Source organism: Methylobacterium sp. ARG-1 (assembly GCF_001262595.1).
GTDB lineage: Bacteria > Pseudomonadota > Alphaproteobacteria > Rhizobiales > Beijerinckiaceae > Methylobacterium > Methylobacterium brachiatum.
The window spans coordinates 18,387-33,901 of sequence record NZ_LHCD01000047.1; the positions used below are offsets into that span (position 1 = coordinate 18,387).

The 15,515-nt window shown below is 68.3% G+C and carries 10 protein-coding genes; 3 read left to right on the forward strand and 7 right to left on the reverse strand.

Annotated elements, in window-relative coordinates; all coding sequences use genetic code 11:
* The 4 genes from AKJ13_RS32390 to coxB all read right to left on the reverse strand — a co-directional run bounded on the left by AKJ13_RS32390 (window position 1) and on the right by coxB (window position 3,839).
* Window positions 1–165 (reverse strand): hypothetical protein, encoded by a 165-nt coding sequence (locus tag AKJ13_RS32390; RefSeq protein WP_007561732.1) that lies wholly within the window; start codon window positions 163–165, stop codon window positions 1–3.
* Between the two features lie 5 nt (window positions 166–170).
* Window positions 171–1,118: a heme o synthase gene (locus AKJ13_RS27595; RefSeq protein ID WP_050736197.1), complete on the reverse strand. Its 948-nt coding sequence runs from the start codon at window positions 1,116–1,118 to the stop codon at window positions 171–173.
* A gap of 202 nt (window positions 1,119–1,320) precedes the next feature.
* A complete protein-coding gene (gene ctaD / locus AKJ13_RS27600; RefSeq protein WP_050736198.1) occupies window positions 1,321–2,949 on the reverse strand; it encodes a cytochrome c oxidase subunit I in 1,629 nt (542 codons plus the stop codon).
* 50 nt (window positions 2,950–2,999) lie between these two features.
* Complete coding sequence (gene coxB, locus AKJ13_RS27605; protein WP_050736199.1) at window positions 3,000–3,839, reverse strand: cytochrome c oxidase subunit II; 840 nt, start codon at window positions 3,837–3,839, stop codon at window positions 3,000–3,002.
* 359 nt (window positions 3,840–4,198) lie between these two features.
* Between coxB and fdhD the strand changes: the two genes are divergently transcribed.
* Window positions 4,199–4,981, forward strand: coding sequence for a formate dehydrogenase accessory sulfurtransferase FdhD (gene fdhD / locus AKJ13_RS27610; protein WP_244471766.1), 783 nt, complete (start codon window positions 4,199–4,201; stop codon window positions 4,979–4,981).
* Window positions 4,982–4,983: 2 nt separating this feature from the next.
* Here the strand turns inward: fdhD and AKJ13_RS27615 are convergent, their stop codons facing one another.
* The gene (locus AKJ13_RS27615) at window positions 4,984–5,679 is read right to left on the reverse strand and encodes a hypothetical protein (RefSeq protein ID WP_244471765.1); all 696 of its coding nucleotides are present in this window, start codon (window positions 5,677–5,679) and stop codon (window positions 4,984–4,986) included.
* 726 nt (window positions 5,680–6,405) lie between these two features.
* Between AKJ13_RS27615 and gltB the strand changes: the two genes are divergently transcribed.
* Together gltB and AKJ13_RS27625 are read left to right on the forward strand one after the other, a co-directional pair.
* Window positions 6,406–11,121: a glutamate synthase large subunit gene (gene gltB, locus AKJ13_RS27620; protein WP_050736202.1), complete on the forward strand. Its 4,716-nt coding sequence runs from the start codon at window positions 6,406–6,408 to the stop codon at window positions 11,119–11,121.
* A 101-nt stretch (window positions 11,122–11,222) separates the two neighbouring features.
* On the forward strand, window positions 11,223–12,656 hold the full coding sequence (locus tag AKJ13_RS27625) for a glutamate synthase subunit beta (protein ID WP_007561741.1): 1,434 nt from the start codon (window positions 11,223–11,225) through the stop codon (window positions 12,654–12,656).
* Between the two features lie 53 nt (window positions 12,657–12,709).
* On the opposite strand, the gene AKJ13_RS27630 is transcribed toward AKJ13_RS27625, so the two are convergent.
* Together AKJ13_RS27630 and AKJ13_RS27635 are read right to left on the reverse strand one after the other, a co-directional pair.
* Window positions 12,710–14,146, reverse strand: coding sequence for an SGNH family hydrolase (locus AKJ13_RS27630; protein WP_050736203.1), 1,437 nt, complete (start codon window positions 14,144–14,146; stop codon window positions 12,710–12,712).
* Between the two features lie 79 nt (window positions 14,147–14,225).
* A complete protein-coding gene (locus AKJ13_RS27635; RefSeq protein WP_050736204.1) occupies window positions 14,226–15,431 on the reverse strand; it encodes a lytic murein transglycosylase in 1,206 nt (401 codons plus the stop codon).
* Window positions 15,432–15,515: the final 84 nt, after the last annotated feature.

Below are 15,515 nucleotides of genomic sequence, written 5' to 3' on the forward strand. Positions count from 1 at the left end.
TCAGAGCGGTCGGCTGAGGATCTGCGGGCCGAGCTTGACGATCGTCAGCACGAAGAACAGCAGGACCCAGGCGCCCAGCGCCAGGGCGATCGCCACCGAACGCTTGCGGCGCCGCGCCTCTTCCGCGGGGGTGAGCTGACGCTGCGGGACCTCGGGATCCGGCATCGCGGTCAGACCAGCGGCCGGAACAGGCCGAAGCTCTGCTCGGCCAGCAGCGCCGAGAACAGCGCGAACAGGTAGAGGATCGAGAAGCCGAACATGCCCATGGCGGCCCGCTTCTCGGCCTCGCCCTCGCGGTTCTTCAGGACGCGGACGCTGAAGGCCAGCATGCCGAGGCCGCCGACGACGCCGATCACCGCGTAGAGCAGGCCGCCGAAGCCCAGGGCCACCGGCACGAGGCCGAGCGGGGCTAGGAACACGGTGTACCAGACGATCTGACGGCGGGTGGAGGCCGGGCCGGCAACGTTGGGCATCATCGGGATGCCGGCGCGGGCATATTCCTCGGCCTTGATCAGCGCGAGCGCCCAGAAGTGGGGAGGCGTCCAAATGAAGATGATCGCGAACAGGACCAGGGATTCGATCCCGACCGAGCCCGAGACCACGGCCTGACCGATCACCGGCGGGAGCGCGCCGGCGGCGCCGCCGATCACGATGTTCTGCGCGGTCGCCCGCTTCAGCCACATCGAGTAGATCACGGCATAGAAGACGATCGTGAAAGCGAGCAGACCCGCCGCCAGCCAGTTCGCGGCGAGGCCCAGCACCAGCACGGACGCCACCGACAGGAACAGGCCGAAACCGAGCGCCTCCTCGGAGGAGATCCGGCCGGCCGGGATCGGGCGCTGCGCGGTCCGGGTCATCACGGCGTCGATATCGGCGTCCCACCACATGTTGAGGCATCCGGAGGCCCCAGCGCCGACCGCGATGGCCAGCAGCGAAATCACGCCGATCGCCGGCTGCACATGGCCTTGTGAGACGACCATGCCGACGAGGGCGGTGAAGATGACGAGGACCATCACCCGCGGTTTGAGCAGGGCGAAATAGTCCGGCACGTCGCCGCCGACGGCCGTGAAGGCCGGGGCCGGTGCGTCCGGTCCGATCGTGTTGGTCAGGCTCGTCATCGCGTCTGCCGCTGCTGTATCGGCGCCCGGCCACGCGCGTCACGGCCGGGTCGCGTTTCGAAATCGACTAGTTCCAAGGGTCGGCGCGCGTGGAACACGCGGCCCGTGCGGATCGCCCGTCTCGGTCGCCCTTGCCGGGAGGTCGCCGTCGCGGCCTCCGGGGAAGGGCGAGGGCCGCGGATGCGGCCCTCGCGAGGATGGATCAGTGCGCGCCCGGCTCGTCGACGATGCGCGGCAGCGTCTCGAACTGGTGGAAGGGCGGCGGGGAGGGGAGCGTCCACTCGAGGGTGGTCGCGCCTTCGCCCCACGGATTGTCCGCAGCCCGCTCCTTCGACCGGAAGGCCAGCACGACGCCGATGATGAAGACGAACATACTGAGGCCGAAGATGTGGCCGCCGTAGGTGGAGACCTTGTGCCAGGCCGCGAAGGCAACCGGATAGTCGGCGTAGCGACGCGGCATACCGGCCAGCCCGAGGAAGTGCATCGGGAAGAACAGGACGTTTGCACCGATGAAGGCCAGCCAGAAGTGCAGCTTGCCGGCCCATTCCGGGATGATGTGCCCGGTCATCTTCGGGAACCAGTAGTAGACGCCGGCGAAGATGATGAACACCGCGCCCAGCGACAGCACGTAGTGGAAGTGAGCCACGACGTAGTAGGTGTCGTGCAGGTACTTATCGACCGCCGAGTTGGCGAGCACGACGCCGGTCACGCCGCCGACGGTGAACAGGAAGATGAAGCCCACCGCCCAGTGCATCGCCGCGGTGAATCGGATCGAGCCGCCCCACATCGTGGCGATCCACGAAAAGATCTTCACGCCGGTGGGCACCGCGATCACCATGGTGGCGAATACGAAGTAGGACTGCGTCTGAAGCGACAGGCCGACCGTGTACATGTGGTGGGCCCAGACCACGAAGCCGACGACGCCGATCGCGACCATCGCGTAGGCCATCGCGAGGTAGCCGAAGACCGGCTTGCGCGAGAACGTGGCGATGATGTGCGAGACGATGCCGAAGGCCGGCAGGATCATGATGTAGACTTCGGGGTGGCCGAAGAACCAGAACAGGTGCTGGTACAGGATCGGGTCACCGCCGCCGGCCGGGTCGAAGAAGGTCGTGCCGAAGTTGCGGTCGGTGAGCAGCATCGTGATGGCGCCCGCGAGCACCGGCAGCGACAGCAGCAGCAGGAAGGCGGTGACCAACTCGGCCCAGGCGAAGAGCGGCATCTTGTGCAGCGTCATGCCCGGGGCGCGCATGTTCAGGATCGTGGTGATGAAGTTGATCGCCCCGAGGATCGAGCCCGCGCCGGACAGGTGCAGGGCGAAGATCGCGAAGTCGACGGCCGGGCCGGGATGGCCGGCGGTGGAGAGAGGCGGATAGACCGTCCAGCCGGTTCCGGCGCCGGATGCGCCCGGGGCACCTTCGACGAACAGCGAGCACAGCAGGGAGCAGAAACCCGCCACCGTGAGCCAGAACGAGATGTTGTTCATGCGCGGGAACGCCATGTCCGGCGCGCCGATCATGAGGGGCACGAACCAGTTGCCGAAGCCGCCGATCAGCGCCGGCATCACCATGAAGAACACCATGATGAGGCCGTGACCCGTGACGAACACGTTGTACGTCGCGGGATTGGAGAAGTACTGCAGCCCCGGCTCCTCCATCTCCATCCGGATACCGAAGGAGAGGAACGCGCCGATCATGCCGGCGCAGAAGGCGAAGAGCAGATAGAGGGTGCCGATGTCCTTGTGGTTCGTCGACAGGAACCAGCGGGCGAAGAACGACGGCTTATGGTCGTGGACCTCGTGGGCCTCGGCATGGGCTGCGGCTGTAGCCATGGATTCGGGTGCCTTGTGGATCTGACGGGTTCTGTTCGGTCAACCGGAGCTTAGCGAGCCTCGGCGAAGCTCGTGCCGTTGTCGATGCGGGCGTACTTGGTCTTCGCCTCCTTCAGCCAGTCGGCATAGGCCTGCTCGCTGACCACCCGCACGACGATCGGCATGTAGGCGTGGCGCTGGCCGCAGAGCTCGGAGCACTGGCCGTGGAACGTGCCTTCCTTGTCGGCCCGGAACCACATCTGGTTCAGGCGGCCCGGAACGGCGTCGATCTTGAAGCCGAAGGCCGGCATCGCCCAGGAATGCAGCACGTCCGCGGCGGTGACCTGGATCTTCACGATCTTGCCCAGCGGCACGACCATTTCGTTGTCGGTCTGGAGCAGGCGGGGCTGCTTGTCCTCGTCGATGTTGGCATCGAACGTGAAGCCGCCACCGGCTTCGGTCTGCGGGTACTCGTAGGACCAGTACCAGGCGTGACCGATCACCTTCACGATCATGTCGGCCTTCGGATCGGCCAGCTGCGTGCGCAGCAACCGGAAGGACGGGATCGCCACGGCGACCAAGATCAGCACCGGCACGATCGTCCAGGCGATCTCGATCGCGGTGTTGTGGGTGGTGCGCGACGGGGTCGGGTTGGTCTTCTCGTTGAAGCGGAAGACGCACCACAGGATCAGGGCCAGCACGAAGACCGAGATGGCCAGCGAGAGCCAATGCAGGCCGATCTCGAAGCTGAGGATGTCGCGCGCGTTCTCGGTGACCGGGATCTGCCGGCTCATCTCCCACGGCACCGGTTGTCCGAAGCCGGCCGCGAGCGCACCGGATGTCGAGGTGAGCAAAGCGCCGAGGGCGGCGAGGCTCCAGGGTGATCGGGTGATCGTCCGCACCGTCCGCATCTGCCTCTCGTTGCTCCCCGTACGATTTGGTTTCCCGGCGGCCTTTCCCGTCTTGACTGAGCGCGGGATGGTGCCGACGTGACGGACTGCCGGTTGTGTTATCCGGCGTGTATCCGATCGCGGCTTCAGATCACAAGGGCGGTCGGGGTGCAACCGCACAAGCGTCGCAGCGCGCGGATTCTAGCGCTTTCCCAAGCCGCCGGAGCGATGTTGGCCGGACCTTTCGCTGCTTTCGATTCTGTTCGGACACCTCGGAAATGCGGTGGCAGCGATGCTATGGGACCTCGTCGGAGCATTGGATGTTGAAGAAAGCTGAGGAGCGCGCGCTGGGGCTTCCGCCTTGCACGGTCCGGGTGCCGATGCAGGTCGCCGCCTACGCGGCCGGTAATCCCGAACCGGGGATGCGGTCTTTAGCCGTCGAGGCGCCGGTCAACCTTATCTACGGCAGCGTGCCGCATGCCGTGATGATGGCGACGCCCGCCGATCTGGAGGACTTCGCCTACGGCTTCAGCCTGACCGAGGGGATCGTCGAATCTGGAGATGAGATCCGTGAAACGCGGGTCGAAGCTTCGCCGGATGGGCTGCGCCTGCATGTCGAGCTCGCCCCCGGCCGCTTGCGGGAGCATCTGGCGCGCAAGCGCGCGATCAGCGGCCGGACCGGCTGCGGTGTCTGTGGAATTGAGGATCTGGCCGAGCTGCCCAGGGCCGAGATGCGGGATGCGCCGGATGTTCGGGTCGCGCTCCCGGCGATCGCCCGAGCGCTCGGCGGGCTCGATACCGCTCAAGTCCTGGGCGCCGAGACCCGGGCGGTTCACGCCGCAGCCTGGGCCCGGCTCGACGGCACGCTGGTCGCGGTTCGAGAGGATGTCGGCCGGCACAATGCTCTGGACAAGCTGATCGGTGCGCTGATGCGAGCCGGCGCCGACCCTGCCGACGGCTTCCTGGTGATCACCAGCCGGTGCTCGTTCGAGATGGTCGAGAAGGCCGCGCGGCTCGGCGCCGCCGTGATCGTCGCGATCTCGGCTCCGACCTCTCTCGCCCTGGAGCGCGCGACGATGCACGGGATCACGCTCTGCGCGATTGCCCGCTCCGACACGCTGACCGTCTTCACCGGGGCCGAACGGCTGTTCCCGCCCGCGTAGCCCTACTGAGCCGCGGAGGGCTCTTTCTCGGCTGGGCCGGGGACGATGGTCGCGCCGCCGATGATTCGCACGGGCTTCTTGTCCGGCGGCGGATCCTTCCAATCCTGCGCTGCAGGCTTGGGCGCCTCGGCCACGGCGCCCGAGGCCGGCTTGGCCGGCGCGGTATTCGCGGGGGCCGGATTCACCTCCGGGGCCTTCTCGATCGCGGCGGATTTGGTGTCCGACTTCGCCCCATCCGCCGGATCGGCCTTGGCCGCCTCGGTGGGTGCGATCTTGGGTGCCGGCGCCTCGGGCGTCGTGCGCAGCGCGGGCTTCACCTCCGGCTGGCGACCGGGCTGCGTCGCCCGGGCGACCTTGCGGGGCGCATCCGGGCGCGCACGGCCGTCGGGATTGAGCCCATCGGGATTGGTATCCGGGCGCAGGGCCTCGGGATTTGCACGGCGCAGCGGCCGGGCGGCCGGGGGCGGGACGTCGTCGGGTGTCGCCGGCCGCAGGAGACGGCGCGGGGCCGCATCCTCCTCGGTCCAGCCGAAGCCGGGGGCGGGCCGCTCGAGCCGCGCATAGCTCTCCGGTGCGCCGAGCCGCTGCCGCCCGACGATCGCGCCCGCGGCGGGATCGACGAACAGCCGCATCGGAACGCCCGTGGGGCTGACGGCGTCGACGACGTAGACGCGCCCGTCAAAACGCGGGCGGCTCACGCCGCTGAACCCGCGATCGGCCAGGCGCCACGCGATCACACGGGGTGGGAGAATCTCGTCCTCGAAAGCGAATTGCGCGCTGGCGCCGTGGCAAAGAGCCAGGATCGCGCTGCCGGACACCAAGGCTGCACAGAGGGCACGCGTCGTTGCGCGCCGGGCACGGCTGGCCAGTCTGTTCTCGCTCATCACTCTGGTGCGTTCCCGTCTTGGAGACCCGGCAGAGTAACCGGTTCCGGCATGGTCCGGGCCGGTTTGCCCAGACCTCGACCATGCCGGCGAGGTCGTTGCCCCGCATGCCGCTTGTGCTCGGCATAGGTCGTAGACCGTGTGATTCGGGCGAGATTGCGGAAGACACTGATGAACAGGCGTTTAAGCCAAGTCGCCGATGCCGCGCCTACGCGCTCGCGCGGTCCCTTGCTGAAACGGTTTCAATCTGCCAATTTCGCGACTTAGGACAGCACGACTGTCCCATTGGCCGCGCATGCGAGCCGTCTCCGTCTCGCGCGCCAGCGAGAAATCCGGCAGATGGTGTCGAGCGCGCCAGCGCGCCGCTCCTGGAGCGGTCCGGGTTCTCGATGAACGGAGGTCGACGGACACGTCCCTGTGGGGACCGACCGGATCGCCTGCGGCATCGGGTCGGGGCGCCGGCCGGTTGTGGCTCTCGGGCATGGAACATGCTCGCGGGCGCGCCGACGGTGGGGGATCGAGGGAAGGACGAGACGAAGCATGGCCCAGCGCGGACCCGCCGAAGAGTTTGCCGCTTCCGAGTTCCAGGCTGCCGCCCCGCGCGGCGGCGCGATGCCGCTCACGGTGCGCGATCCCGCTCTGCCCAAAGCCCAGGGTGCCTACGATCCGGCCAATGAGCGCGACGCCTGCGGCGTCGGCTTCATCGCGGACATGCACGACCGCCGGACCCATGCCATCGTCCAGCAGGGCCTGAAGATCCTCGAGAATCTCGACCATCGCGGCGCGGTGGGCGCGGATCCGAAGATGGGCGACGGCTGCGGTATCCTCACCCAGATTCCGCACGGCTTCTTCGCCGACGAGTGCTCGCGGCTCGGTTTCGAGCTGCCGCCGGCGGGGCAATACGCCATCGGCCAGCTGTTCATGCCCAAGGCCGAGGAGCCCCGGGCGATCATCCAGGGCATCATCGAGGCGGCCCTAGCGGATGAAGGCCTGCCGCTGCTGGGCTGGCGCGACGTGCCGGTCGACCCGGAGGATCTCGGCGTGGCCGTGAAGGCCACCGAGCCGCATCACCGGCAGGTGTTCATCGGTCGTCCGGCCTCGGTCACCGACGAGGACACGTTCGAGCGGCGCGTCTTCGTTGCCCGCAAGGTGATCTCGAACAAGGTCTACGCCCTCGACGATCCGCGGGTGAAGGAATTCTACCCGGTCTCGGTCTCGACCCGCACCATCGTCTACAAGGGCATGGTGCTCGTCACGCAGATCGGTGACTACTTCCTCGACCTGAAGGACGAGCGGTTCGTCTCGGCGATCGCCCTCGTCCACCAGCGCTTCGCCACCAACACGTTCCCGACCTGGCGGCTGTCGCACCCCTACCGGATGGTCGCCCATAACGGCGAGATCAACACGCTGCGCGGCAACGTCAACTGGATGGCGGCGCGCCAGGCGAGCGTCGATTCGGACCTGTTCGGCAACGACATCTCGAAGCTCTGGCCGATCTCCTACGAGGGCCAGTCCGACACCGCCTGCTTCGATAACGCCCTCGAGTTCCTCGTGCAGGGCGGCTACCCGCTCGCCCATGCCATGATGATGCTGATCCCGGAGGCCTGGGCTGGCAATCCGCTGATGAGCGAGGAGCGGCGCGCCTTCTACGAGTACCACGCCGCCCTGATGGAGCCGTGGGACGGCCCGGCGGCCGTGGCCTTCACGGATGGCCGCCAGATCGGTGCCACCCTGGACCGCAACGGCCTGCGCCCGGCCCGCTACATCGTCACCGATGACGGGCTGGTCGTGCTCGCCTCCGAGATGGGCACGCTGCCGATCCCGGACGAGAAGATCGTCCAGTCCTGGCGCCTGCAGCCGGGCCGGATGCTGCTGATCGACCTGCAGAAGGGCCGGATCGTCTCCGACGAGGAGATCAAGGGCGAGCTCGCCGCCGCGCACCCCTATGCCGACTGGGTCAAGAACACCCAGATCGTGCTGGAAGACCTGAAGCCCGTCGTGGCGCGGGAGACCCGCTCCGACGTGAGCCTGCTCGATCGCCAGCAGGCCTTCGGCTACACCCAGGAGGACCTGAAGCTGCTGATGCAGCCCATGGCCGTCACCGGCCAGGAGGCGGTCGGCTCGATGGGCACGGATACGCCGCTCTCGGCGCTGTCCGAGAAGTCGAAGCTGCTCTACACCTACTTCAAGCAGAACTTCGCACAGGTCACCAACCCGCCGATCGACCCGATCCGGGAAGAGGCGGTGATGAGCCTCGTCTCGTTCATCGGTCCGCGGCCGAACCTGCTCGATATGGAGGGCGCGTCCCGGCGCAAGCGCCTGGAAGTCCGCCAGCCGATCCTGACCAACGGCGACCTCGAGAAGATCCGCTCGATCGGCCATTTCGAGGACCGGTTCGACACCAAGACCCTGGACATGACCTACCCGGCCGAGATGGGCGCGCAGGCCATGGACGGCGCGCTCGACCGGCTCTGCGACCGGGCCGAGGCGGCGGTGCGCGGCGGCTACAACATCATCGTGCTTACCGACCGGGCGGTCGGGCCGGACCGGATCCCGATCCCGGCGCTGCTCGCCACGGCGTCCGTGCACAATTACCTGATTCGAAAGGGGCTTCGCACCTCGGTCGGCCTCGTGGTCGAATCGGGCGAGCCACGCGAGGTGCACCATTTCGCCTGCCTGGCCGGCTACGGTGCCGAGGCGGTGAACCCCTACCTCGCCTTCGAGACGCTCCTGGCGATGAAGAACGAGTTCCCGCCGGACCTCACGGACGACGAGATCATCTACCGCTACATTAAGGCGATCGATAAGGGCCTTCTCAAGGTCATGTCCAAGATGGGCATCTCGACCTACCAGTCCTATTGCGGCGCGCAGATCTTCGACGCGGTCGGGCTGAACTCGACCTTCGTCAGCCGGGACTTCTTCGGCACAGCCACGACCATCGAGGGCGTCGGCATGGCCGAGGTCGCGGAGGAGACGGTGCGCCGCCATCGCGATGCGTTCGGCGACGCGCCGATCTACCGGAACGCCCTCGATGTCGGCGGCGAGTACGCCTACCGGCTGCGCGGTGAGGCCCATACCTGGACGCCCGACACGATCGCGACGCTCCAGCACGCGGTCCGCCTCAACGTGCCCGAGCGCTACCGCGAATATGCGGCGTTGGTGAACCGGCAGGAGAATCAGCTCAAGACCCTGCGCGGCCTGTTCCGCCTCAAGTCGGCTGCCGAGCTCGGCCGCGCGCCCGTGCCGCTGGATTCGGTCGAGCCGGCCGCCGAGATCGTCAAGCGCTTCGCCACGGGGGCGATGTCCTACGGGTCCATCTCGAAGGAAGCGCACGAGACGCTGGCGATCGCGCTGAATTCCTTCGGCGGACGGTCGAATTCCGGCGAAGGCGGCGAAGAGGTCGAGCGGTTCAAGCCGCTGCCGGACGGGCGTTCGCGCCGGTCCGCGATCAAGCAGATCGCCTCGGGCCGCTTCGGCGTCACGACGGAATATCTCGTGAATTCCGACATGATGCAGATCAAGGTCGCGCAGGGTGCCAAGCCCGGCGAGGGCGGTCAGCTGCCCGGCCATAAGGTCGACGCCAAGATCGCAAAGGTCCGCTACGCCACGCCGGGCGTCGGCCTGATCTCGCCGCCGCCGCACCACGACATCTACTCGATCGAGGATCTGGCCCAGCTGATCTTCGACCTGAAGAACGTGAACCCGTCGGCCGACGTGTCGGTCAAGCTCGTCTCCGAGGTCGGCGTCGGCACCGTCGCGGCAGGCGTCGCCAAGGCGCGCGCCGACCACATCACGATCTCGGGCTATGACGGCGGCACCGGCGCCGCGCCGCTGACGTCGCTGAAGCATGCGGGCGGCCCCTGGGAGACCGGCCTCGCCGAGACCCAGCAGACGCTGGTGCTCAACGGCCTGCGCGGCCGCGTCGCCCTCCAGGCCGATGGTGGCATCCGTACCGGCCGCGACGTCGTCATCGCGGCCCTGCTTGGCGCCGACCAGATGGGCTTCTCGACCGCGCCGCTGATCGCGGCCGGCTGCATCATGATGCGCAAGTGCCACCTCAACACCTGCCCGGTGGGCGTGGCCACGCAGGATCCGGTCCTGCGCAAGCGCTTCAAGGGCACGCCCGAGCATGTGGTGAACTACTTCTTCTTCGTGGCGGAGGAGGTGCGCGAGATCCTGGCCTCGCTCGGCTTCACCAAGCTCGAGGACGCGGTCGGTCGTTCGGACGTGCTCGACAAGGTCGAGGCCATCGCCCATTGGAAGGCGCGCGGGCTCGACTTTACCAAGCTGTTCCACCGTCCGAAGGTGGCCGAAGGCATCGCCATCCGGCACGTGGAGCGGCAGCACCACCCGATCGACACGGTCCTCGACCGGCGCTTGATCGAGAAGGCCAAGCACGCCATCGAGACCGGCGAGCCGGTGGTCGTCGCCGACACGATCCGGAACTCGGACCGGGCCGCGGGCGCGATGCTGTCCGGCATGGTCGCGAAAGCCCACGGCCACGAGGGGCTGCCCGACGACACCATCGTGGTGAAGCTGTCGGGCACGGCTGGCCAGAGCTTCGGCGCCTGGGTCGCGGCCGGCGTCACTATCGAGCTGACCGGTCACGGCAACGACTATGTCGGCAAGGGCCTGTCGGGCGGCAAGCTGATCATCCGGCCGAGCGACGCGCTGAAATCGCCCGCGGACCGGACCATCATGGTCGGCAACACCGTGCTGTACGGGGCGATCGCCGGCGAGTGCTACATCCGCGGCGCCGCTGGCGAGCGCTTCGCGGTGCGTAATTCCGGCGCGATCACCGTGGTCGAGGGCATGGGCGACCATGGCTGCGAGTACATGACCGGCGGCGTCGTGGTGTCGATCGGCGAGACCGGGCGCAACTTCGCGGCCGGCATGTCGGGCGGCATCGCCTATGTGCTCGACGAGGACGGCTCGTTCTCGGCCCGCTGCAACCTCTCGATGGTCGATCTCGAGCCGGTCGAGGAGGAGGACGACCTGATGCGCCGCTTCCACCAGGACGGCGATCTGGAGACCAAGGGGCGCGTCGACATCCTGGCCGACATGTCCGGCCATGACGAGGAGCGCCTGAGCCAGCTGATCACCAACCATCTCAAATATACGGGCAGCCCGCGAGCCAAGCAGATCCTCGACGACTGGGCGAGCTTCCGCACCAAGTTCGTCAAGGTGATGCCGGTGGAATACCGCCGCGCGCTGCGCGAGATGGAGATGGCGCGGATGCCGGTGGCGGCGGAGTAGAGCTCTCGGTATCGGCGCCCGTGCGAAACGGGCGCCGATCGCGGAATGAAAGTCTCATAGGCTGCAGCATCGGTCGATCTGCGGGCCTCAAGGGTTGATCGATGGGCAAGATCACGGGTTTCCTCGAGTTCGACCGGCAGGAGCAGAAGTACCAGCTCGCGGCTGACCGCGTTCGGCACTTCCGCGAGTTCACGCTGCCGCTGGACGAGCACGACCTGACCAAACAGGCGGCGCGCTGCATGGATTGCGGCATCCCGTTCTGCCACGGCCCGACCGGTTGCCCGGTCCACAACCAGATCCCGGACTGGAATGACCTCGTGTTCCAGTCGGATTGGGAGGAAGCGTCGCGCAACCTCCATTCCACCAACAACTTCCCCGAATTCACCGGCCGCGTCTGCCCCGCGCCCTGCGAGGAGGCGTGCACGCTCAACCTCGAGAACCAGCCGGTCGCCATCAAGACGATCGAGCAGGCCATCGCCGACCGCGCCTGGAACATGGGCTGGATCAAGCCCGAGCGGGCCGCGGTCCGCACCGGCAAGCGTGTGGCGATCGTCGGTTCCGGGCCCGCCGGCCTAGCGGCGGCCCAGCAGCTCGCCCGGGTCGGCCACGACGTCCACGTGTTCGAGCGCGAGCCGAAGGCCGGCGGCCTGCTCCGCTACGGCATTCCCGACTTCAAGATGGAGAAGCGCCACATCGACCGCCGCGTGCGGCAGATGGAGGCCGAGGGCGTCGTCTTCCACTACAACCAGAATATCGGCGTGACCAAGCCGGTGGACGAGCTGAAGGCCGAGTTCGACGCGGTGATGTTCTGCGGCGGTGCGGAGGATCCGCGTAACCCGCAGCTCCCCGGTCAGGAGCTGGAGGGCGTCCATTACGCGATGCCGTATCTCGTCCAGTCGAACCGGCGCGTGGCGGCCGAGCCAATGCGCGGCAACGGCGAGGCGCCGATCCTGGCCTCAGGAAAGAACGTCGTGGTGATCGGCGGCGGCGACACGGCTTCGGACTGCGTCGGCACCGCCTTCCGTCAGGGCGCTTTGTCGGTGACCCAGCTCGACATCCGCCCCCGCCCGCCCGAGCGCGAGGACAAGCTGACGGTGTGGCCGTATTGGCCGACGAAGATGCGGACCTCGTCCAGCCAGGCCGAAGGTGCCGAGCGCGAGTTCCAGGCGGCAACCCTGCGTCTCGACGGCAACAAGAAGGGCCGGCTGACTGGCGTTGTCTGCGCGCGGGTCGATGCCAAGCGTCAGCCGATCCCCGGCACCGAGTTCATCCTGCCGGCCGACCTCGTCTTCATGGCGATCGGCTTCGCCGGTTCGGTGCAGAAGGGCCTCCTCGAGCAATCCGGCATCAGCGTGAGCAAGCGCGGCAATGTCGAGGCGAACGAGGAGGATTACCGCACCTCGGACGCGAAGATCTGGAGCGCCGGCGATATGCGCCGGGGCCAGTCGTTGGTGGTCTGGGCGATCCGCGAGGGTCGTCAGGCGGCCCGTGCCATCGACGAGACCCTGATGGGTGCGAGCGTCCTGCCGCGTTAGGCGGCGCCGCGGTTCGCCGGCGCGGGTCGCCAGCCCGCGCCGGTTCTATGTCGTCAGCCGGGCGGCCAACGGAAATCGTCGGCGCGGCCGGGCTGGGGCAGGGGCGCAGCACCCCGCACGAGCGTCCGCTCGACGGTGCCGAGGTTATCACCGTCGCGCGGCCGGCCAGTGAGCAACGCCCCGCCGGGGGAGACTTCGGTCCGGCCGAGCGGCACGACCGGGCCAGCCGCGGGCTTCACCGGCAGGGCCGGGACTCCAGGCGGCTCCGGAAGGCTCGGCAGCATCGCGGTGATCTGACGATCGATGGACGCCGTGTCGGTGGGCTGACCGGAGCCGTCGAGGCTCGGAGCCGAAGTCGAAGTGGGGATCCCAGGGGTGATGGTCGCGGTAGGCGGCTGCTCGGTCAGCGCCGGGGGCGCGGTGCCCATGAGCCGCTTCAGCTCGACATCGGCAAAGTGGGCGAGCTTCCGGTCACCCGCCTTGGTGAAATGCACGCCGTCGGCGGTCCGAAGCTTGGCGATCTGGCCCTCCGGATCGGGACCGGACGCGGCGTAGCGGTCCCGGTCGTCGACGAAGCCTGGCCAGATATCGACATAGGTCGCGCCGGCCTTCGTCACGCTGTCCCGGACGATGTCGTTGATGCTGGCCAGGTCCCGGCTCAGCGACTCGCTCTGCACCGGCGGGAGGCCGACCCAGACGAGCGGGATCTTGTGATCGGCGAACACCTTCACCAGGGCGTCCACCCGCGCGCGGTACAGGGCCTTCCAGCGATCGGTCAGCGGCTCGGCCGTCTCCTCGCCCTCGCGGATCGGCTGCCGGTCATTGGCGCCGAGCATCACGAGCCCGTAGCGGACCTTCGGATTGCCGCGGAGGTAATCCTCGGCACTCTTCGCCCAATCGACCACGTCCTTGCGGACGAGCCCGCTATCACCCTTCGCGCGATCGACAATGGCGATGTCCGCATTATCCTCGAAGACGTCGTCGAGGCCGCGGGCGAGATGGTCCGCCAGCGAATCACCGAACACCGCGATCTGCACGTTCGGGGCGGTCTTGGCGACGGCCGGCTTCGGCGGCGTCGGGGCCCGGGTGGGCCGCTCCCGGCGCTTGACCACGGGCGGGGGCCGTTGGGTGTCGGCGGTACCGTAATTGCTGCGCGGGCGCGGGGCCCGGTAGGTGCGCTCCGGCGCGGGGGCGACCTGCTGCGGCCGATCCTCCCACGGCCAGTAGAACTGGCGCGGCGCCTCCTGGGGCGGAGCGTAGCGTGGCTGGCGCGCGTAGGATCCGTCATCGCGGTAATACGCGTCGCGCGGGCGACGCCGCGGCGGCGCCTCGTAATAGGTCCCGTTTCCCGGCTGCTGGTAGCTGTCGCCCCACTGCGCCTGGGCAGGCGTGCCGCCGACCAGCGCAAGACCCGCTGCGCACAGCAGGATGCCCAGCCCGAGGAGGGCCGGACGGGTCGTGCGACGCCAGACAGCGACTTTCATGCGCATCCCGCATTCCAAACGCGACCGGATGCCGATCGGTCCAAGGCACTATACGGCAGACCGTCGCGCACGTCTAAACCGGGCGCTATCGAACGAGGCCGTGTCGATTCCGGACATGGTCGAGAAGGGCCGGTGTGGCGTAGCCATCCGCCTGCAGGCCCGCGCCGATCTGGTAATGGCGCACCGCCTCGCGCAGTTTCGGCCCGGCGCGGCCATCGTTCGGGCCATCGTAGACACCCGCCGCTGCCAACCCGGACTGAAGCGCGCGCAACCCCGCACCGTCGAGCCGCGGCCCGGTCGGCCAGGGCGCCGCCAGGCCCGGGCCGCCGTCGAGGCGGTCGGCGAGGTGGCCAACCGCCAGCGCGTAGGAATCCGACGTGTTGTAGCCGCGGATCACCTCGAAATTGCCGGTGATCAGGAAGGCCGGCGCGCCGAGACCACCGGGCAGGAAGAGGCTGGCCTTGCCCTGCTCCGGCAGGGGCTTGCCGTCCGCGCGCCGGACCCCGCGAGCCGCGAATTTGCCGAGGTCTCCGGTGTAGTCGGCGAGGTCGAACCCTTCGGGCAGGCGCACTTCGTAGCCCCAGGACACGGTCGGATCCCAACCGAGATCCTTGAGGTAGGCCGCGATGGATGCCAGCGAATCCGCGTCGCTCGTCCAGATATCCCGGCGGCCGTCGCCATCGAAATCGACAGCGTGCGCGAGATAGGTCGAGGGCAGGAACTGGACCTGCCCCATGGCGCCGGCCCAACTTCCGCGCATCCGGTCGGGCGTGATGCCGCCCCGCTGGAGAATGGTGAGGGCGGCGAGGAGCTCATCGCGAAACAGCGTGCCGCGATGCTTCGCCTGCGCCAGGGTCGCGAGCGCCCGGACGGTCGAGACGCTCCCGGCGCTCGCGCCGAAGTCCGATTCGATGCCCCAGAAGGCCAGCACTACCGAGCCCGGAACCCCGTAGCGCCGCTCGATGGCCGTGATCGTCTGCGCAAGGGCAGCCGCGCGGGCGCGCCCGCGGGTGATCCGGCCAGCCGAGACGGCGCCAACCAGATAGTCCCAGACCGGGCGGACGAACTCGCCCTGCTGCTTCGTCCGGGCCAGGATTCCAGGATCGGGCGCCGAGATGCCCCGGAACGCCGCCGCGAAGGTCTCGGGCGCCACGCCGCGGGCTTCCGCGTCGGGACGCAGGGACGCGATGAACGCCTGGAATGCGCCGTCGGACGCCGCCGGCTTCGCGGCTGAGGCGACGCCCGGGACGAGGCACAGGGCGCCTGCCAGCAGCGCGCGGCGGGAGGCCATCGGCTCAGACCCGATTGCGCGTACTGAGTTTGTCTTCCCAGGCGAGCGCCTGGGCGACGATGGCGTCGAGGTCGTCGTGGCGGG